At 62.4% G+C, this 18,948-nt stretch carries 16 protein-coding genes and 1 riboswitch; of the genes, 4 read left to right on the top strand and 12 right to left on the bottom strand.

The window, feature by feature from the left end:
- Nucleotides 1-86: 86 nt before the first annotated feature.
- On the bottom strand, nt 87-2,453 hold the full coding sequence (locus ATE40_RS00215; protein WP_063918145.1) for a DNA polymerase II: 2,367 nt from the start codon (nt 2,451-2,453) through the stop codon (nt 87-89).
- A 214-nt stretch (nt 2,454-2,667) separates the two neighbouring features.
- Between ATE40_RS00215 and ATE40_RS00220 the strand changes: the two genes are divergently transcribed.
- The gene (locus ATE40_RS00220) at nt 2,668-3,438 is read left to right on the top strand and encodes a DedA family protein (RefSeq protein ID WP_063918146.1); all 771 of its coding nucleotides are present in this window, start codon (nt 2,668-2,670) and stop codon (nt 3,436-3,438) included.
- A gap of 29 nt (nt 3,439-3,467) precedes the next feature.
- Here the strand turns inward: ATE40_RS00220 and ilvN are convergent, their stop codons facing one another.
- From ilvN to sgrR, 7 genes are all read right to left on the bottom strand, one after another.
- A complete protein-coding gene (gene ilvN, locus ATE40_RS00225) occupies nt 3,468-3,761 on the bottom strand; it encodes an acetolactate synthase small subunit (protein ID WP_016929110.1) in 294 nt (97 codons plus the stop codon).
- A gap of 3 nt (nt 3,762-3,764) precedes the next feature.
- Nucleotides 3,765-5,459 carry an acetolactate synthase large subunit gene (gene ilvB, locus ATE40_RS00230; protein WP_019455049.1) on the bottom strand — a complete coding sequence of 565 codons (1,695 nt, stop codon included), beginning with the start codon at nt 5,457-5,459 and terminating at the stop codon, nt 3,765-3,767.
- Between the two features lie 111 nt (nt 5,460-5,570).
- The gene (ivbL, locus tag ATE40_RS24535; protein WP_154747116.1) at nt 5,571-5,684 is read right to left on the bottom strand and encodes an ilvB operon leader peptide IvbL; all 114 of its coding nucleotides are present in this window, start codon (nt 5,682-5,684) and stop codon (nt 5,571-5,573) included.
- Between the two features lie 88 nt (nt 5,685-5,772).
- Entirely contained in the window at nt 5,773-6,477 is a 705-nt protein-coding gene (gene thiQ / locus ATE40_RS00235) for a thiamine ABC transporter ATP-binding protein ThiQ (protein WP_063918147.1), read from the bottom strand.
- Nucleotides 6,464-8,071, bottom strand: coding sequence for a thiamine/thiamine pyrophosphate ABC transporter permease ThiP (gene thiP, locus ATE40_RS00240; RefSeq protein WP_063918148.1), 1,608 nt, complete (start codon nt 8,069-8,071; stop codon nt 6,464-6,466). The genes thiQ and thiP overlap by 14 nt, the downstream gene beginning before the upstream one ends.
- The gene (gene thiB, locus ATE40_RS00245; RefSeq protein ID WP_063918149.1) at nt 8,047-9,033 is read right to left on the bottom strand and encodes a thiamine ABC transporter substrate binding subunit; all 987 of its coding nucleotides are present in this window, start codon (nt 9,031-9,033) and stop codon (nt 8,047-8,049) included. Before thiB ends, thiP begins: the two co-directional genes overlap by 25 nt.
- Before the next feature lie 56 nt (nt 9,034-9,089).
- A riboswitch (TPP riboswitch) is annotated at nt 9,090-9,208 on the bottom strand.
- Between the two features lie 37 nt (nt 9,209-9,245).
- Entirely contained in the window at nt 9,246-10,907 is a 1,662-nt protein-coding gene (sgrR, locus tag ATE40_RS00250; protein WP_063918150.1) for an HTH-type transcriptional regulator SgrR, read from the bottom strand.
- An 87-nt stretch (nt 10,908-10,994) separates the two neighbouring features.
- Between sgrR and sgrT the strand changes: the two genes are divergently transcribed.
- From sgrT to ATE40_RS00260, 3 genes are all read left to right on the top strand, one after another.
- Nucleotides 10,995-11,171, top strand: coding sequence for a glucose uptake inhibitor SgrT (gene sgrT, locus ATE40_RS23955; RefSeq protein WP_019455054.1), 177 nt, complete (start codon nt 10,995-10,997; stop codon nt 11,169-11,171).
- Between the two features lie 153 nt (nt 11,172-11,324).
- On the top strand, nt 11,325-12,521 hold the full coding sequence (locus ATE40_RS00255; protein WP_019455055.1) for a sugar efflux transporter: 1,197 nt from the start codon (nt 11,325-11,327) through the stop codon (nt 12,519-12,521).
- 144 nt (nt 12,522-12,665) lie between these two features.
- Nucleotides 12,666-14,138, top strand: coding sequence for a DASS family sodium-coupled anion symporter (locus ATE40_RS00260; RefSeq protein WP_063918151.1), 1,473 nt, complete (start codon nt 12,666-12,668; stop codon nt 14,136-14,138).
- Between the two features lie 37 nt (nt 14,139-14,175).
- On the opposite strand, the gene leuD is transcribed toward ATE40_RS00260, so the two are convergent.
- Genes leuD through leuA form a run of 4 tightly spaced genes read right to left on the bottom strand, consistent with a single transcriptional unit; the run spans nt 14,176 to nt 18,858 of the window.
- Nucleotides 14,176-14,778, bottom strand: coding sequence for a 3-isopropylmalate dehydratase small subunit (gene leuD, locus ATE40_RS00265; RefSeq protein ID WP_025159634.1), 603 nt, complete (start codon nt 14,776-14,778; stop codon nt 14,176-14,178).
- A gap of 9 nt (nt 14,779-14,787) precedes the next feature.
- A complete protein-coding gene (gene leuC, locus ATE40_RS00270; RefSeq protein ID WP_044029698.1) occupies nt 14,788-16,188 on the bottom strand; it encodes a 3-isopropylmalate dehydratase large subunit in 1,401 nt (466 codons plus the stop codon).
- 1 nt (nt 16,189) lies between these two features.
- Nucleotides 16,190-17,281 carry a 3-isopropylmalate dehydrogenase gene (gene leuB, locus ATE40_RS00275; RefSeq protein ID WP_025159635.1) on the bottom strand — a complete coding sequence of 364 codons (1,092 nt, stop codon included), beginning with the start codon at nt 17,279-17,281 and terminating at the stop codon, nt 16,190-16,192.
- A 2-nt stretch (nt 17,282-17,283) separates the two neighbouring features.
- Nucleotides 17,284-18,858 carry a 2-isopropylmalate synthase gene (gene leuA / locus ATE40_RS00280; protein WP_004932820.1) on the bottom strand — a complete coding sequence of 525 codons (1,575 nt, stop codon included), beginning with the start codon at nt 18,856-18,858 and terminating at the stop codon, nt 17,284-17,286.
- Nucleotides 18,859-18,948 lie beyond the last annotated feature (90 nt).

The raw sequence follows: 18,948 nt of genomic DNA on the forward strand, positions 1-18,948 counted from the left end.
CAGTTTTGGGAAGGGCGCTATGGTAATGGAAGGCGGCGCGTTCGTCACCTGCAAAACCCGATGATTTTTCTTAACCTGGCGCAATCTCAAAACAGCCCCATTTGCCCGGTGACCAGCGTGGTGAAATCGTCGTGCAAGAAAGGGAGTATAGCGTCTGCCACCGGTTGCAGCTGACGTTCGAGGTAATGCTGATAGTCGATGGGCGAATGGCGGGTTTCCAGCGGTTCCGGCCCGGCCACGGTCATCACGTAGCTGATCCAGCCGCCGTTCTGATACTGCAGCGGCCGCCCTTGTTGGCGGTTGTAGTCGTCGGCGATGCGCGCGGCGCGGGCATGTGGCGGCACGTTGCGCTGATAGTCGTCGAGCTTTCTGCGCAGGCGTTTGCGGTACACCAGCTGATCGTCGAAGTCGCCGTTCAGGGTTTTGCCGACGTAGTCGCGCACATAGTCCTGATAGGGCTGCCGTTTGAAGATGCGCTGATAGAGCTGTTGCTGGAACTGCTGCGCCAGCGGCGTCCAGTCGGTGCGCACCGTTTCCAGCCCTTTGTACACCATCTCTTCCTCGCCGTCGGCGCGTGCGATCAGGCCGGCGTAGCGTTTTTTGCTGCCCTGTTCGGCGCCGCGAATGGTCGGCATCAGGAAACGGGAGTAGTGGGTTTCGAACTCCAGCTCCAGCGCGTTCTCCAGCCCGAACTGCTGCTGCAGCTGTTGCCGCCACCAGGCGTTGACCCGTTGCACCAGCGCCCGGCCGATCTGCGCCGCCTGTTGCTCGTCATGCGGCTGTTTCAGCCACACGAAGGTGGAGTCGGTATCGCCGTAAATTACCTGGTAGCCTTCGGCTTCGATCAGCTCGCGGGTTTGCCGCATGATCTCGTGGCCACGCAGGGTGATCGACGACGCCAGCCGCGGATCGAAGAAGCGGCAGCCGCTCGATCCCAGCACGCCATACAGCGCGTTCATGATGATTTTCAGCGCCTGCGACAGGGGCTTGTTGTGCTGGCGTTTGGCGGCCTCGCGGCCCTGCCAGATCTGCTCGACGATCGCCGGCAGGCAGTGTTTGCTGCGCGAGAAGCGGGCGTTGCGAAAGCCGGGCACCGAGTCGGCGTCGCCTGGATGGCGCATGCCCTCCACCAGCCCGACCGGATCGATCAGGAAGGTGCGGATGATCGACGGGTACAGGCTTTTATAGTCCAGCACCAGCACCGAGTCGTACAGGCCGGGCCGCGAATCCATCACGAAGCCGCCGGGGCTGTGCTCCTCCGGCTGTTCGCCGAGGTTGGGGGCGACAAAGCCCAGGCGATGCATACGCGGCATATAGAGGTGGCTGAAGGCCGCCACCGAGCCGCCGCTGCGATCGGCCGCCAGCCCGGTGACGGTGGCGCGCTCCAGCAGGAAGTTCAGCAGATCGGCCTTGGCGAAGATGCGCGTCACCAACTCGCAGTCCTTCAGGTTGTAGCGGGCCAGCGCCGGCTTGTCTTCAGCGAAGCGCCGGTCGATCTCCGCCATGCGCTGATAAGGGTTGTCGATCGCCTTGCCTTCACCCAACAGTTCCTGTGAAACGTATTCCAGGCTGAAGGAGGGAAAGTTCCAGGTGGCGGATTTCAGCGCTTCGATGCCGTCGATGATCAGCCGGCCGGCGGCGGCGGCGAAAAAGTGGTTCTGTTTGAAGCCGTGCTCGCGCCACTCCAGCAGGTTGCCGCCGCGCCCCAGCCGCAGCGGGATCTGGTAGCGCTCGGCGTGCTTTTGCAGCACCCGCAGATCGAACTGCACCAGGTTCCAGCCGATGATGGCGTCGGGATCGTGGCGTTCCAGCCAGGCGTTCAACCGTTCCAGCAGTTGGGGGCGGCTGGCGCAATATTCCAGATCGAAATCCAGCGGCTCATCGCCGCCGTTGGCCGGCCCCAGCATGTACACCTGCCGCTGGCCGCAGCCTTCCAGCGCGATGGAGTAAAGTTCGCCGTGGGCGGTGGTCTCGATATCCAGCGATACCAGCTTGAGCGTTGGGCGGTACTCCGGCGCCGGCTTCATCTGGCCGTTGAGCAACAGGCCGCCGCCGTTGGGGTTGCCGTTGAACCACACCGGCGCGGTGATGAAGCGCTCCATCAGGTAGCGCTCCGGTGGGCGAATGTCGGCCTCGTAGACCGCAACGCCGCCTTCCCGCAGCAGTTTTTCCAGCTTGATGAGCTGACGGTGCTGGCGGCAGTAAAGCCCCAGCATCGGGCGGTGGTGAAAATCCGTCAGTGCCAGCGGTTTCAGTTCGACTTGCCGCTCTTCCCGCAGCAGCAGTTCCGCGCGCTGCCGGTGTTCGGCGGGGATAAACGCCACCGAGGTTTGCGGCGACAGACGCAGCTGACGCGGGCCCGCGTCGGTCGCCAGCCAAAATTCGACCTCGGTGCCGGTGGGCGTGTCGCGCCAGTGGCGAGTGAGCAGGAAACCCTGTTGCAGTGCTGTCATAACCCCTTCGTCTTCCGCCGGGTGGCGTGCGCGACATTCAGCGAGATGTCGGTTTTGGCGCTAATATAGATAAATTATAGTATGGGTTTTTATACAGTGATTGTCCATTGCCGCGCGGTGTTGCCAAATACGCATACAATTCATCGATTGACTCGTCTGCGGCGGCACTGGAAAATCCTCCGCCCGTTTGGCCCGAATAATCCACAGAGGTGTAATGGAAGCCTATTTACAAGATTTGATCACCCAGTCACTGGCTTTCACCCTGATGGTCGTCCTGCTGGTCGCTTTTCTGGAGTCGCTGGCGCTGGTGGGGCTGCTGCTGCCCGGCACGGTGATGATGGCCAGCATCGGCGCGTTGATCGGCAGCGGCAAGGTGGACTTTTACTACGCCTGGGCGGCGGGCATCGTCGGCTGCCTGCTCGGCGACTGGATCTCTTATTTCGTCGGCCGCGCGTTCAAGGGGCCTTTACACCGTTGGTCTTTCCTGAAGAAGAACAAGGCGCTGCTCGATAAAACCGAGCACGCCTTGCACCAGCACAGCATGGCGACCATTCTGATCGGCCGTTTCGTCGGCCCGACGCGCCCGCTGGTGCCGATGGTGGCCGGCATGCTCGATCTGCCGCCGTACAAGTTCGCGCTGCCGAACATCATCGGTTGCCTGACCTGGCCGCCGGTTTATTTCTTCCCCGGCATTCTGGCGGGCGTGGCGATCGATATTCCCGCTGGTGCCGACAGCGCGATGTTCAAGTGGCTGCTGCTTGCGGCGGCGCTGCTTGTCTGGCTGGCGGTATGGTTGAGCTGGCGCTGGTGGCGTGAGGGCAAGCGCAACGCCGATCGGCTGAGCCGTTGGCTGACGCCGCTGCGGCTGCGCGTGGTGTGCGGATTGAGTTGGCTGGTGGCACTGGTGGCCGGTTATGCGCTGAGCCAGCAGCCGCTGATGCCGGTGTATCGCCACCTGCTGTGGAAGGTGTTGTCGGGTCAATGACAAAAGGGGGGCGAAAGCCCCCGTTCGCCTTACTGGAAGAACGCTTCCAGCTGTTCAAATACCCGCACGTCTTCGCTGTGGCGCTTCACCTGCAGCACATCCTCCAGCTTTTCCACCTGGCTTATCATCTGCTCCAGCCGCTGATCGTCGGCGACCAGTAGCCAAATGCGGCTTTGCTGGCCGTCTTTCAACGGCAAACACAAAATGCCTTCGACGTTGAACGCGCGGCGAGCGAACAGCCCGCAAACGTGCGACATCACGCCGGGATGGTTGCGCACCGCCAGCTCCAGGATCACCTGGGGTTTATCTTGTGGTTGCAGCATGGCTTATTCTCCAATCATGTCGATGTTGGCGGCGCCCGGCGGCACCATCGGGAACACTTTTTCATTAATATCTATCAGCGCGTGGATCAGACAGGGGCCCGGTCGTTGGATCGCCTCGGCCAGCGCCGCCTGCGGATCTTCCGCAGCATTCAGATCGCAGGTATCCAACCCGAATCCGGCGGCGATTTTCAGGAAGTCGGTGCGCTTCGGATAGGCGGCGGCGAAGATGCGCTGCTGGTAGAACAGGGTTTGCTGCTGGTGCACCAGCCCCAGCGCCTGGTTGTTCATCAAAATGATTTTCACGTCCAGATCGTGCTCGACCGCGGTGGCCATTTCCTGAATGTTCATCATCAGGCTGCCGTCGCCGGAGAAGCACAGCACTTTGCGCTCGGGCTCCGCCAACGCCGCGCCGATAGCCGCCGGCAGGCCGAAGCCCATGGTGCCCAGGCCGCCCGAAGTCAGCCACTGGCGCGGCCGGCTCAGCGGATAGGCCTGCGCCACCCACATCTGATGCTGGCCCACGTCGGTGGTGATGATGGCGTTGTCGTCCACGCAGCGCGCGGCGGCCAGCACCAGGCCGTAATGGCTCAGCGGATCGTCGGCGTTCGGCATGTTGAACGGGAATTCGCGCTTCAGGTCATTGACGGTGTTCAGCCACGCGCTGCGCGGCTGCGTGTCGATCTGCGGCAGCAACTGTTGCAGCACCTGGCCGACGTCGGCATGGATCGCCACGTTGGCCTGTTTGACCTTGCCCAGCTCGGCGCGATCGATATCCACGTGAATGATGGCGGCGTTAGGGCAGAACTGCTCGGTTTTGCCGATTGCCCGGTCGTCGAAACGCGCGCCCAGCACGATCAGCAGATCGGCCTCCTGCAGAATGAAGTTGGTGCTGCGCGCCGCGTGCATGCCCAGCATGCCCAGCGACAGCGGGTGTTCCACCGGCATCGCGCCCAGCGCCATCAGCGTCATGGTGGTGGGCAGGCTGGCGCGCTCGGCCAGTTCCAGCGCCTGCCGGTGGGCGTCGGCGCAGATGATGCCGCCGCCTAGGTAAAGGATCGGGCGTTTTGCCTGATTGATCATCGCGGCGGCCTGCGAAACCAGTGCCGGATCGAAGCTCGGGGCGGCGTCCGGCACGGCGATCGGCGGCAGCTCTTCCAGCGTGATGGTGGCGGTTTGCACGTCTTTCGGCACATCGATCCAGACCGGGCCTGGGCGGCCTGACTCGGCGATGCGGAACGCGTCGCCGATCACCTGCGGCAGCTCGCGGATATCACGCACCAGATGGTTGTGCTTGGTGATCGGGATGGAAATGCCGTAGGTGTCCACTTCCTGGAAAGCGTCGGTGCCGATCATTGAGGAGGGCACCTGCCCGGTGATGCACACCAGCGGAATGGAATCGAGCTTGGCGTCGGCGATGGCGGTAACCAGGTTGGTGGCGCCCGGCCCGCTGGAGGCGATGCACACCGCCGCCTTGCCGTTGGCGCGCGCCATACCCTGCGCCATAAAGCCCGCGCCCTGTTCGTGGCGCGCCAGCACGTGGTGAATGCGGGTGCTTTGGCTCAGCGCGTCATACAGCGGCAGCGCGGCGCCGCCGGGAATGCCGGCGACGGTAGTGATGCCCTGACGCTCCAGCAGATGAACGATCAATTGTGCGCCGGTAAAGCTGGTGCCCGGTTGAGGCGTGCCCGAAGTTGCCATGTTCCTGTCCTTTCTCAAGGCCGGTGAGCTTTGCTGGGCAGGGTGCTAAAACAAGAAACCCCGCCCGGTTTGCGCCGGCGGGGTTTGGGAATCGATGCGTTGATTCGGACCCTACGGCGCATTGCCGACGACCACCACCACACGCACGACGACCACCGCGGCTGGTAGCGCGGTAACTAGTAGGGTCGAAGTCAGCGAGGATGCGATCACAGGGAACCTTATCATCAGTAAAAAAAGTCAGGTTTTTATAAAAACACAGGCGCAAAATTCGCACAACAGGTTTATTGGCGCAGCATAAAAAACGAGCGTCAGATCACGCTTTACCCGAAATGCCCAGCACGCGCGCTTCGGGCGCGCTGCCGTCCAGCAGGGCCTGCGTCGGGCCGTCGTAGTAGATGCGGCCGTCGACCACCAGCAGCGTGCGCGGCGCGATGCGCGCGGCGTCGTCGAGGTTGTGCGATACCATCAGCAGCGTCAGGTTGCGCTGTTCGCACACCGTCCGCAGCAGTTGCAGCATCTCGTTGCGCAGCGCCGGGTCGAGCGCCGAGAAGGGTTCGTCGAGCAGCAGGATCGGCCGCTGGCGAATCAAACAGCGCGCCAGCGCGGCGCGCTGACGCTGGCCGCCCGAAAGTTGCGACGGCAGGCGTTCCAGATGCTCTTCCAGGCCGACTTGCCGGGCGATTTGCGCCCGCTGTTGGCGCTGCTGCGCGTTCAAGCGCAGGCCGGGATCCAACCCCAATCCGATGTTCTGCGCCACCGTCAGGTGCGCGAACAGATTGTTTTCCTGAAACAGCATCGACACCGGCCGTTTGGCCGGCGGTGTGGCGGTGTGATCCTCACCGTTCAGCAGCAGCCGGCCGCTGGCCGCCGGCAGAAAACCGGCGATCAGGCTCAGCAAGGTGCTTTTGCCGGCGCCGCTGGGGCCGAGCACCGCGACGCGCTCGCCCGGCTGGATGCGCAGGTCAAAGCGCATCGGCAGGTGGTCATACAGATAGGTCAGTTTTTCAAGCGTCAGCATGGCGGCCCGGTAAGCGTTCGATCAGGGTAAACAGCAGGAAGCATAACAGCAGCAACAGCAGCGCGGTCACCGCGCCGTCATGGCTGCGGTAGGCGCCAATCTGCTGATACAGATAAAAAGGCAGGGTACGGAAATGCTCGTTGCCAAACAAGGCGACCACGCCGAAATCGCCGATCGACAGCACGCAGGCGAAGGCCAGCGCCTGCGCCAGCGGGCGGCGCAAGGCGCGCAGCTCAATCAGCCGCAGCCGTTGCCAGCCGCGGATATCCAGCGACAGGCACAGCGGGTTGTAACGTTCGGCGAGGTCGCGCATCGGATTCTCCAACACCTTGAGCGCATAGGGCACCGCCATCAGCGCATTGGTGAGGATCACCAACGCATAGGGCGACTGCGGCAACCCGATGGTATCGCTCAGCAGCAGGAAGAAGCCGGTGGCCAGCACGATGCCCGGCATCGCCAGGATCACCATGCCGCTCAGCTCCAGCGCCTGGCCGCCGCGCAGCTGCTGCCGCAGCTTCAACTCGCGGCTGCTCCACAGCAGCATCAGGGTGAGCGCCACACACAGCAGCCCGGCGCCGAGGGCGATGCGCAGCGACGTGAACAGGGCCTGCCACAGCACTGGCTGGCGCAGTACGCTGAGGATAGCCTGGTTGGTGCCATCGGCGATCACCGCCAGCAAGGGCGGCAGCAACAGCAACAGCGCGGCGGCGATCAGCAGGGAATCGCCGATGCGTCGCCACAGGCTGTCTTCCGGATTGCGCCAGCGCTGGGCGTGGGTATGCCCTACCGGCAATGCCTGGCTCAGGCGCTGACTGATCAACACCAGCCCGAGACAACAGCCCAGCTGGATCAGCGCCAGCATGGCGGCGCGTCCCAGATCGTAGTCGTAACTCAGCGCCTGGTAGATCGCCAGTTCGATGGTGGTGGCCTGCGGCCCGCCGCCCAGCGACAGCACGGTGGCGAAGCTGGCGAAGCACAACATGAAGATCAGCGCGCCGCTCGGCAGGATTTGGCGGCGCAGCGCCGGCCATTCGACGAAGCGGAACTGCTGCCAGCCGCTCATGCCCAGTTGGGCGGCCAATTGGCGCTGTTCCACCGGAATATTCTCCAGCGCCTGCAGCAACAGGCGGGTCGCCAGCGGCAGGTTAAAGAACAGGTGCGCCAGCAGAATGCCCTGCAGGCCGTAAGGCGAGAAGCCATACTCCACGCCCAGCCAGCCGCACAGCGTCGCCAGCCAGCCCTGGCGCCCATAGACGCTGAGCAGGCCGAATACCGCCACCAACACCGGCAGCACCAGCGTCATGGCGCACAGCCGCAGCAGCAGTTGCCGGCCGGGGAAACGGCGGCGATAGAGCGCGCGCGCCAGCGGGATGGCGGGCAGCACCGAGATCAGCGCCGACAGCAGCGCCTGCCAAAAGGTGAAGCGCACCACGTGCCACAGATAGCTGTCCTGCCAAAGGCCGCGCCAGTCGCTGTCCGGCGCGTGACGCCACAGCGAACCCATCGCCAGCGCGGCGACCAGCAGGATCACGCTGGCGGCCAGCAGCCCCGGCCAGAGCCAGCGGGGGATCAGCGGCTGACGGCGGTTTGCCATGCCCGGATCCAGCCGCCGCGTTGTGTGGCCACCTCTTCGGCGCTGTACTGCAGCGCGGTATGCGGTACGTTCATCTGTTCAAAGCCGACGGGCAGCGGAGTGTTGATCACCGGGTACATCCAGTTGCCGGTCGGGATGGTGTTCTGGAATGCCGGCGTCACCATGAACTGCATGAAACGTTCCGCCAGTTCGGGCTGTTTGGCGGCCTTCAGCTTGCCGGCCACTTCCACCTGCAGGTAGTGGCCTTCGCTGAACATGGCGGCGGCGTAGAGGTCTTTTTTCTCTGCGATCAGGTGATAGGCGGGAGAGGTGGTGTAGCTGAGCACCAGATCGCCTTCGCCTTTCAGGAACAGGCCGTAGGCTTCACTCCAGCCTTTGGTGACGGTAACGGTCTTCTTCGCCAGCTGCTGCCAGGCGGCCGGCGCCTTGTCGCCATACACTTTCTGCATCCACAGCAGCAGGCCGAGCCCCGGCGTGCTGGTGCGCGGATCTTCGTAGATCACTTTCCAGTTACGATCGCTGCTGACCAGCTCCTGCAGGCTTTTCGGCGGGTTCTTCAGTTTTTCTTTGTTGTAGACGAAGGCGAAGTACCCGTAGTCGTAAGGCACGAAGGTCGCGTCCTGCCAGCCGCCCGGCACCGTCAGCCTGGCGGTGTCGACGCCGCTCGGCGCGAACAGGCCGGTTTGCTGCGCCGCCTGCAACAGGTTGTTGTCCAACCCCAGCACCACGTCAGCGGCGCTGTTCTTGCCTTCCATACGCAGGCGGTTCAGCAGCGAAACGCCGTCTTCCAGCGCGACGAACTTCAGTTCACAGTCGCACTCGGCCTCGAAGGCTTTCTTCACCGCCGGGCCAGGGCCCCAGTCGGCGGCGAAGGAATCGTAGGTGTAAACCGTCAGCGTTGGCTTGGCGAACACCGGCGCGGCGCACAGCAGCAATAAGCAGGGCAGATATGTTTTGACCACGTTGCACTCCTGAGAAATAAGGGGCAAGGGCATCTGAGGGGGCGAGGCGGCGTCGCCGGTTCGCTGGGCTCAAATCCCTCCGCCGGTATTGACCGGATCAGGTTCGACGGGTGTGCTCTCAGCGGAAAATCGGGCGTGTGATACGCAGCGAATTTCCGCACCCCGTTGAGACGGCGCTATTGTAAAGATTAACCGGCCTTGACGAAAGGCGCTTATGCCTCCGGCGGGGCAAACCAGGCGGACTTGAAGTCGAACCAGCCGAGGGTGTTCATCCGCACGCCGCGCATGCTGCGCTGGCCGTGCAGCTGCAGCCAGTGGTGGAACAGCGGATGCAGTTGATGATCGCTGACCAGACGTTGGCAAAACTCCGCCAGCGGCAGGCGGTTGGCTCGCCACAGCGCGGCGTCCTGCGCCAGATCCTCGTTCATGCAGTGCTGCATCAGCGGCAGTTCATACAGTGTGGCGAACAGCGAAAACTCCAGCGGCAGATAGAAGTTGGCGCTGCCGAGCCACAGATCGCTGCGCGCGTCCCCCTGGTGCCAGGTGGCGTAGTCCACGCTTTGCACGATCAGGCGGATGCCGTGCTGCGCCAGCAGCGGCTCGATCGCCTGACGGATGGCGTGAAACTCCGAATGCTCATTGAAGTGGGTCATCGTCAGTTCGGTCAGACCCGGCGGCTTGGGCTGCTGCGCCAGCGCGCGGTTGTGGTGCCAGCGCGGCAGCAGGCCGTACGCCGGCGACCAGTAGCGCTGATAGAGCGGCCCGGCGTGGCTCAGCAGCGAAATGGGATTGATCAATTCGCACAGCCAGCTGCGAATGGCGGGATCGGCCGCCAATGGGGAGCGCCGATCGAACAGCAGGAAATAACAGCCCTCTTCCAGCCGGCTTTCCAGTTCATTGTTGGCGGTTTCATCGCCCTGCAGCTGTACGCCTGAGTGCACCAGCTCTTCGGAGAATTCCGGCAGCACCCAGATATTCACCTCATCGATCAGCGCCCGGTAGCCGAAATAGTCGTCGAAGGCGTGGATCTTCATCTGGCTGGGGAGATTGCGCACCACGCGGTATGGGCCGGTGCCGATCGGATGGCGGGCGAAGTCCGGCAGCTCGCGCCATTCGCGCGGCAGGATCATGGCGTGTACGCTGCCTAATAGCCAGGGCAGCCAGTGATCGGCGCTGCGCAGATGCACGTCGACAACGAACGGCGTCGGCGAGGTGACGCTTTCGATATGCGAGAACAGCGGTTGCGAGGTCAGACGCGAAAGCGAACTGATGACGTCCGCCATCTCCAGCTCGCGGCCGTGATGAAAATGGATCGCCGGGCGCAGGTAAAACCGCCAGTGCAGCGGCGTCAGCATTTGCCAATGGTGGGACAGGTCGGACTCCAGTTCCCCGTTTTCCTCATTTATGCGCGTCAGGCCGTTGAAGATCTGGCGCGCCAAATGGGTCTCCGAACGCCGCAGCGCCGAGCCGGGCAGCAGGTTGTACAGCTGCCGGTAGTAGAGCACCCGCAGGATGTGTTTCCCCTGGCGGAAGCTGCGCCCCAGCTGCGACAGCAGCATCTGGCGTACCACGTCTTTGTCGCCTACCAGTTGCACCAACTGATCGATGCGATCCTGTTCCAGCAGCTCCTCGGCCCGCTGTTGCTGCAGCGCCAGGCCGGTGTAATGGAAGGTGAGCCGCGAACGCTTGCCGCGCCCCGATTCCGCCTGCCAGGTGAGCCAACCCTCCCGTTGCATGGCACTCAGCAGGGAGCGCACATGCCGCCGCGAGCAGCTGAGCGCCTCCGCCAGCGCCTGCAGCGTGGTGTCGGTGGTTTCACCGTGGCAGCGCTGCCACAGACGGATGAACTGCTGCTGCAATCTGGACGTGGACATAAAAGAGGAACACTCCCGCCTCAAGTCGTCAATTTTTCTTTCCCTATATTACGCCGATAATTTTCATCAATGAAAGGGGAGGGCGTAATGATGAAAGCTTTCTTATCCAAACAGTTCTATCAGCGCTATTTCCGCGCGGTGCGCCGTCAGCATGCCGACTGGCTGAGCGTGGTGCCCGAACAGGCGCGGCTGGCGATGCTGGCGCACCTGACGCAATGGGACATCAAAGAGATGACCGACAAGCAGTACCGCGAGCACCTGTAGGGGCTGCGGTGACAAGTTTCTGAGTAATGGTGCTGTTTCACCAGCCAGTGGGGCGACCCACTGGTTTTTTTATGCGTGGTCAGGGCGATGCGCTTGCATTTTTCTCGCCGTGGCCTAAGGTTTCACTTTCGTTTTGAGGTCAGGGAAGACGATATGCAACGCCTGAGCCGGCTGACACTGCGCATCAACCCCATCTTTGCCGCATTCCTGCTGATCGCTTTTCTTTCCGGCATCGCCGGCGCGTTGCTGACGCCGACGCTCAGCCTGTTTCTGACCACCGAGGTGAAAGTGCGGCCGTTGTGGGTCGGGCTGTTTTATACCGCCAATGCGGTGGCCGGCATCCTGGTCAGCTTCCTGCTGGCCAAGCGCTCCGACACCCGCGGCGATCGACGCCGATTGATCCTGCTGTGCTGCCTGATGGCGGTCGGCAACTGTCTGTTGTTCGCTTTCAATCGCGATTATCTGACGCTGATCACCGCCGGGGTGTTGCTGTCGGCGATCGCCAACACCGGCATGCCGCAGATTTTCGCGTTGGCGCGTGAATACGCCGACAGCGAGGCGCGTGAAGTGGCGATGTTCAGTTCGGTCATGCGTGCCCAGCTTTCGCTGGCGTGGGTGATTGGCCCGCCGCTGTCGTTTGCGTTGGCGCTGAATTATGGGTTCACCGTGATGTTTCTGATCGCCGCCGCCACCTTCGTGATTTGCGCGCTGCTGGTGTGGTTCACGTTGCCATCGGTGCCGCGCGCGGCGGAGCGCAATGAGCTGCATGGCGGTGCCTCTGCGCCGATCGCGCCCGCCGGCGCCTGGCGCAATCGCGACGTGCGGCTGCTGTTCATCGCTTCGATGCTGATGTGGACCTGCAACACCTTGTACATCATCGACATGCCGCTGTATATCACCGCCGATCTCGGGCTGCCGGAAGGGCTGGCCGGCGTGTTGATGGGCACCGCCGCCGGGTTGGAAATCCCGGCGATGCTGCTGGCCGGTTACTACGTCAAGCGCTTCGGCAAACGCAATATGATGCTGTTGGCGGTGACGGCGGGCGTGCTGTTCTACCTTGGGCTGACGATGTTGGCGACCAAGCCGGCGCTGCTCGCTCTGCAGCTGCTCAACGCGGTGTTTATCGGCATTGTCGCCGGTATCGGCATGCTCTATTTTCAAGATTTGATGCCGGGCCGACCGGGCGTCGCCACCACGCTGTTCACCAACAGCATCTCCACCGGGGTGATCCTGGCCGGGGTGCTGCAGGGCGCACTGGTGGAGAACCTCGGTCACTACTCGGTGTACTGGCTGGCGGCGCTGCTGGCGCTGGCGGCGCTCTGGATGAGCGCCAAAGTGCGTGAAGTGTGAGGTCAAACGGCGGCATTCTTGATGCAAGTCATTGAGAATGCTAAACCGGACGCCCAAGCTGAAGGCATATGGAGCGCGATCGTTGCGTCCACGCCCGTCTCGCTATTGAGACGCCGCCTCGTTGTTTAGAACAGTGGGAACGTTATGGATAAACTCACACCGCTCAAACCGCTTCCTTCCCTGTGCGCGCTCGCCGCCACGCTGATCATCTGGTTCCTCATTCCCGTCCCCGAAGGCGTTGCGCCCAACGCCTGGCAGCTGCTGGCGCTGTTTATCGGTACCATCATCGCCATCATAGGCAAGGCGATGCCGATCGGTGCGGTCTCGGTGATCGCCATCGCTCTGGTGGCGGTGACCGGCGTCACCAACCCCGGCAAGCCGGGCGCGGCGCTGGACGACGCCCTCAGCGGCTTCTCCAACCAGCTGATCTGGCTGATCGGCTTTTCGATCATGATCTCCCTCAGCCTGAACAAAACCGGACTGGGCGCGCGCATCGGCTACTATTTCATCTCGCTGTTCGGCAAGAAAACGCTGGGCATCGCCTACGCGCTGACGCTGGCGGAAACCACGCTGGCGCCGGTGACGCCGAGCAATACCGCGCGCGGCGGCGGCATCATTCACCCGATCATGAAGTCGATCGCCGACAGCTTCGGCTCTAAACCCGAACTTAATACCTCCGGCAAGATTGGCCGCTATCTGTCGCTGGTGAACTACAACATCAACCCGGTCACCTCGGCGATGTTTATCACCGCCACGGCGCCTAACCCGCTGATCGTCAGCCTGATCGCCAAGGGCACCCACGGTAACTTCGAACTGTCCTGGTCGATGTGGGCGGTCGCCGCCCTGGTGCCGGGGCTGTGTTCGCTGATCGTGATGCCGCTGGTTATTTACCTGCTGTATCCGCCCGAGGTGAAAAGTACGCCGGACGCGCCGCGCTTCGCGCGCGAAAAACTGCAGGCGCTGGGGCCGGTGACGCTGCCGGAAAAAATCACCCTCGGGGTGTTCGCGCTGCTGCTGGTGCTATGGGCCGGCATCCCGGCGATGATCTTCGGCCCGGCGTTGGCGGTTAATCCCACCACGGCGGCGCTGATCGGCCTGGCGGTGCTGCTGGCCACCGGGGTGCTGAGCTGGGAAGACGTGCTGAAACATAAAGGCGCCTGGGATACCGTGGTGTGGTTCTCGGCGCTGGTGATGATGGCCAGTTTCCTCGGCAAGCTGGGGCTAATAGGCTGGCTGTCGCAAACCGTGGGCAACGGCATCGACCATATGGGCATGAGTTGGGTGGGCGGCACGATCTTGCTGACCATTATCTATTTGTATTCTCACTATTTCTTCGCCAGCACCACCGCGCACGTGACGGCGATGTTCGCCGCCTTCTTCGCCGCCGGCATCGCGCTCGGGGCGCCGCCGGCGTTGCTGGGCCTGATCCTGGCGTTCTCTTCTTCGCTGATGATGTCGCTGACCCATTACGGCACCGGCACCGCGCCGATCATCTTCGGCTCCGGCTATGTGACGCTGGGGGAGTGGTGGAAAGCGGGATGGGTGATGAGCGTGGTTAACCTGCTGATCTGGATGCTGATCGGCGGGGCATGGTGGAAGCTGCTGGGCTACTGGTGAGGAAAAAATTCACCCGCCGGGCGGCGGGTGAAAGGGATCAGTTCAGAAATGCCGGCTGCTGCGCTTCGTAGCGGGAGATGTCCGCTTCGTGCTGCAGCGTCAGGCCGATGCTGTCCAGTCCGTTGATCATGCAGTGGCGGCGGAAGCTGTCTATTTCGAACGGATAGCTTTTGCCGCCGGCGTTGACCGTCTGGTTCTCCAGATCCACCACGAACTCTGTTCCCTCGTTGGCGTCCACCAGTTTGAACAGCTCGTCCACCTGCTGCTCGCTCAGCGTCACCGGCAACAGCTGGTTGTTGAACGAGTTGCCGTAGAAGATATCGGCGAAGCTCGGCGCGATCACCACTTTGAAACCGTAGTCGGTCAGCGCCCAGGGGGCGTGTTCGCGCGAGGAGCCGCAGCCGAAGTTTTCGCGCGCCAACAGGATGCTGGCGCCTTTATAGCGCGGTTTGTTCAGCACGAACTCCGGGTTCGGTTGCTGGCCGGCGTCGTCGAGGAAGCGCCAGTCGTTGAACAGGTGCTGGCCGAAACCGGTGCGGGTGACCTTCTGTAAAAACTGCTTGGGAATAATGGCGTCGGTGTCGACGTTGGCCGCATCCAAAGGCACCACTAAGCCGGTATGTTGAGTAAATTTAGCCACGTTAGCCCCTTAGTGAATATCACGGATGTCGGCGAAGTGACCGGCGACGGCGGCCGCGGCGGCCATCGCCGGGCTGACCAGGTGGGTGCGCCCACCGCGGCCCTGACGCCCTTCGAAGTTACGGTTGCTGGTGGATGCGCAGCGCTCGCCCGGATTCAGGCGGTCGTTGTTCATCGCCAGGCACATCGAGCAACCCGGCAAACGCCATTCGAAACCGGCTTCGATAAAGATTTTGTCCAACCCTTCGGCTTCCGCCTGGGCCTTCACCGGGCCGGAGCCAGGCACTACGATAGCCTGCACGCCGCTGGCGACCTTGCGCCCCTTGGCGATAGCCGCCGCCGCGCGCAGATCTTCGATGCGTGAGTTGGTGCAGGAGCCGATGAACACTTTGTCGATCGGCACCTCGGTCAATTTGATGCCCGGTTTCAAATCCATGTAGGCCAACGCTTTCTCGGCGGAGGCGCGCTCGACCGGATCGCTGAACGATTCCGGCGCCGGGATCGCCTGATTGACGGCGATCACCTGGCCGGGGTTGGTGCCCCAGGTGACCTGCGGCGCGATCTCTTCGGCGTGCAGCGTCACTACGGTATCGAATTGGGCGTCGGCGTCGGACTTCAGCGTACGCCAGTAAGCGACCGCCTGCTCCCAGTTTTCGCCGGTTGGCGCAAACTGGCGCCCCTTCAGGTAGGCGAAGGTGGTGTCGTCCGGCGCCACCAATCCGGCTTTGGCGCCCATTTCGATCGCCATGTTGCACAGGGTCATGCGGCCTTCCATGCTCAACGCTTCGATCGCCTTGCCGCAGAATTCCACCACGTGGCCGGTGCCGCCGGCGCTGCCGGTTTTGCCGATCACCGCCAGCACGATGTCTTTGGCGGTAATGCCCTCGGCGGCGTCGCCGGTCACTTCAATCTTCATGGTTTTGGCGCGGCCCTGCTTCAGGGTCTGGGTCGCCAGCACATGCTCCACTTCCGAGGTGCCGATGCCGAACGCCAGAGAGCCGAAAGCGCCGTGGGTGGCGGTGTGCGAGTCGCCGCAGACGATGGTCATGCCCGGCAGCGTCATGCCTTGTTCAGGCCCAATCACGTGCACGATGCCCTGGAACGGGTGGTTCAGGTCATACAGCGAAACGCCGAATTCCGCGCAGTTCTTGATCAGCTCCTGCATCTGGATACGCGCCATTTCGCCGCTGGCGTTGATGTCTTTGGTCTGGGTCGACACGTTGTGATCCATGGTGGCGAAGGTTTTGCCGGGCTGGCGTACCTTGCGGCCCATGGCGCGCAGGCCGTCGAACGCCTGCGGCGACGTGACTTCGTGCACCAGGTGCCGGTCGATATACAGCAACGGCGTTTCGTTCGGCGCTTCGTGCACCACGTGGGCGTCGTACAGCTTCTGGTATAAGGTCTTGGCCATGTTATGCCCCCTGAGCTACAAAGCGAGCGATGATGTCGCCCATTTCATCGGTGCTGACGGCTTTGCCGTCACCGGCCAGATCGGCGGTGCGGTAGCCCTGTTCCAACGCCTGGTTGATGGCGCGTTCTACGGCGTCGGCCGCTTCATCGGCGCCCAGGCTGTAACGCAGCAGCAGGGTGGCGGACAGGATTTGCGCAATCGGGTTGGCGATGCCTTTGCCTGCAATATCCGGCGCGGAACCGCCCGCCGGTTCGTACAGGCCGAAACCTTGTTCGTTCAGGCTGGCGGATGGCAGCATGCCCATCGAGCCGGTGATCATCGCGCATTCGTCGGACAGGATGTCGCCGAACAGGTTGGAGCACAGCAGCACGTCGAACTGGGACGGATCTTTGATCAGCTGCATGGTGGCGTTGTCGATATACATGTGCGACAGCGACACGTCCGGGTAATCCTTGGCGACCTGATTGACTACTTCACGCCACAGGATGGAGCTTTGCAGCACGTTGGCCTTATCGATCGACGTCACCTTGTGGCGACGCTTGCGGGCGGACTCGAAGGCGATGCGCGCGATGCGCTCAATCTCGAAACGGTGGTACACCTCGGTGTCGAAGGCGCGCTCCTGCATGCCCTGGCCTTCACGGCCCTTCGGCTGGCCGAAGTAGATGCCGCCGGTCAATTCGCGCACGCACAGAATGTCGAAGCCGCGGGCGGCGATGTCGGCGCGCAGCGGGCAGAACGCCTCCAGCCCTTGATACAGGCGCGCCGGGCGCAGGTTGCTGAACAGTTTGAAGTGTTTGCGCAGCGGCAACAGCGCGCCGCGTTCCGGTTGCTCGGCCGGCGGCAGATGTTCCCATTTCGGGCCGCCCACCGAGCCGAACAGGATGGCGTCGGCCTGCTCGCAGCCGGCGACGGTCGCCGCCGGCAACGGGCTGCCGTGGCGATCGATGGCGATACCGCCGACGTCGTACTCGGCGGTGGTGATGCGAATGTCAAAGCGTTGACGCACTGCGTCCAACACTTTGCGCGCCTGAGCCATTACTTCCGGGCCGATGCCGTCTCCGGGCAAGACGGCAATGTGATAAGTCTTCGTCATGTTCACACCGTTTCCTGATTATTTTGATGTTTGTTTTGCTGCAGGCGCTGCTTTTCTTTTTCTACCTGCTGTGAGCGCCAAATATTGTTCAACACGTGCACCATCGCCTTGGCGGAGGATTCGACGATGTCGGTCGCCAACCCCACGCCGTGGAAGCGGCGGCCATTGTAAGAGACCACGATATCCACCTGGCCCAGCGCGTCGCGGCCATGGCCTTTGGCGGTCAACTGGTACTTCACCAGCTCGATCGGGTAGTCGGTGATGCGATTGATCGCCTGATAGACCGCATCGACCGGGCCGTTGCCGGTGGCGGCTTCGGCTTTCTCTTCGCCGCCGCAGATCAGTTTCACCGAGGCGGTGGCCATGATGCTGCTGCCGGATTGCACGCTGAAGTAACCCAGGCTGAAGTGCTCAGGCTCTTCCTGTTGTTTGTTGATGAAGGCCAAGGCCTCCAGATCGTAGTCGAACACCTGGCCCTTTTTGTCGGCCAGCTTCAGGAAGGCGGCGTACAGGGTATCCAGGTTGTAATCCTGCTCCTGGTAGCCCATCTCTTCCATGCGGTGCTTCACCGCCGCGCGGCCGGAGCGGGAGGTCAGGTTCAACTGCACATCCTTCAGGCCGATCGACTGCGGGGTCATGATTTCGTAGTTTTCGCGGTTCTTCAGCACGCCGTCCTGGTGAATGCCGGAGGAGTGGGCGAAGGCGTTGGAGCCGACGATCGCCTTGTTGGCCGGGATCGGCATGTTGCACAGCTGGCTGACGATCTGACTGGTGCGGAAAATTTCCTGGTGATTGATGTTGGTGTGCACATTCATGATGTCCTGGCGCACTTTAATCGCCATGATCACTTCTTCCAGCGAACAGTTGCCGGCGCGTTCACCAATGCCGTTCAGGGTGCCTTCCACCTGGCGGGCACCGGCCTGCACTGCGGCGATGGAGTTGCCGACCGCCATGCCCAAATCATCGTGGCAGTGCACGGAGATGATGGCTTTGTCGATGTTCGGCACGCGGTCATACAGGGTAGTGATGATGCCGCCGAACTGGTTCGGGGTGGTGTAACCGACGGTGTCCGGGATATTGATGGTGGTGGCGCCGGCGTTGATGGCGGCTTCAACCACGCGACACAGATTGTCGATCGGCGTGCGGCCGGCGTCTTCACAGGAGAATTCCACGTCGTCGGTGTAGTTGCGGGCGCGTTTTACCGAGCGCACCGCCATCTCCAGCACTTCATCGAATGAGCGTTTCAGCTTCGATTCGATGTGCAGGGTTGAGGTCGCCAGGAACACGTGGATACGGAAAGCTTCGGCGACGCGCAGCGCTTCGGCGGCCACGTCGATGTCTTTGTCCACGCAGCGGGCCAGGCCGCAGACACGACTGTTTTTGATTTGGCGAGCGATGGTTTGCACCGATTCGAAGTCGCCCGGTGAAGAGACCGGGAAGCCGACTTCCATCACGTCTACGCCCATTCTTTCCAGCGCCAGCGCAATCTGAATCTTCTCTTTTACGCTCAGGCTGGCCTGCAGCGCCTGCTCGCCATCACGCAGCGTGGTATCGAAAATAATGACTTGTTGGCTCATCGGTGCATTCCTTATCGTGTTGATTTCACGCTAAGCGGGCAAAAAAAAACCCGCGCAGTAGCGCGGGTTTCTTATGGGTGATCGGCTGAG

This window comes from Serratia surfactantfaciens (assembly GCF_001642805.2).
Taxonomy (GTDB): domain Bacteria; phylum Pseudomonadota; class Gammaproteobacteria; order Enterobacterales; family Enterobacteriaceae; genus Serratia; species Serratia surfactantfaciens.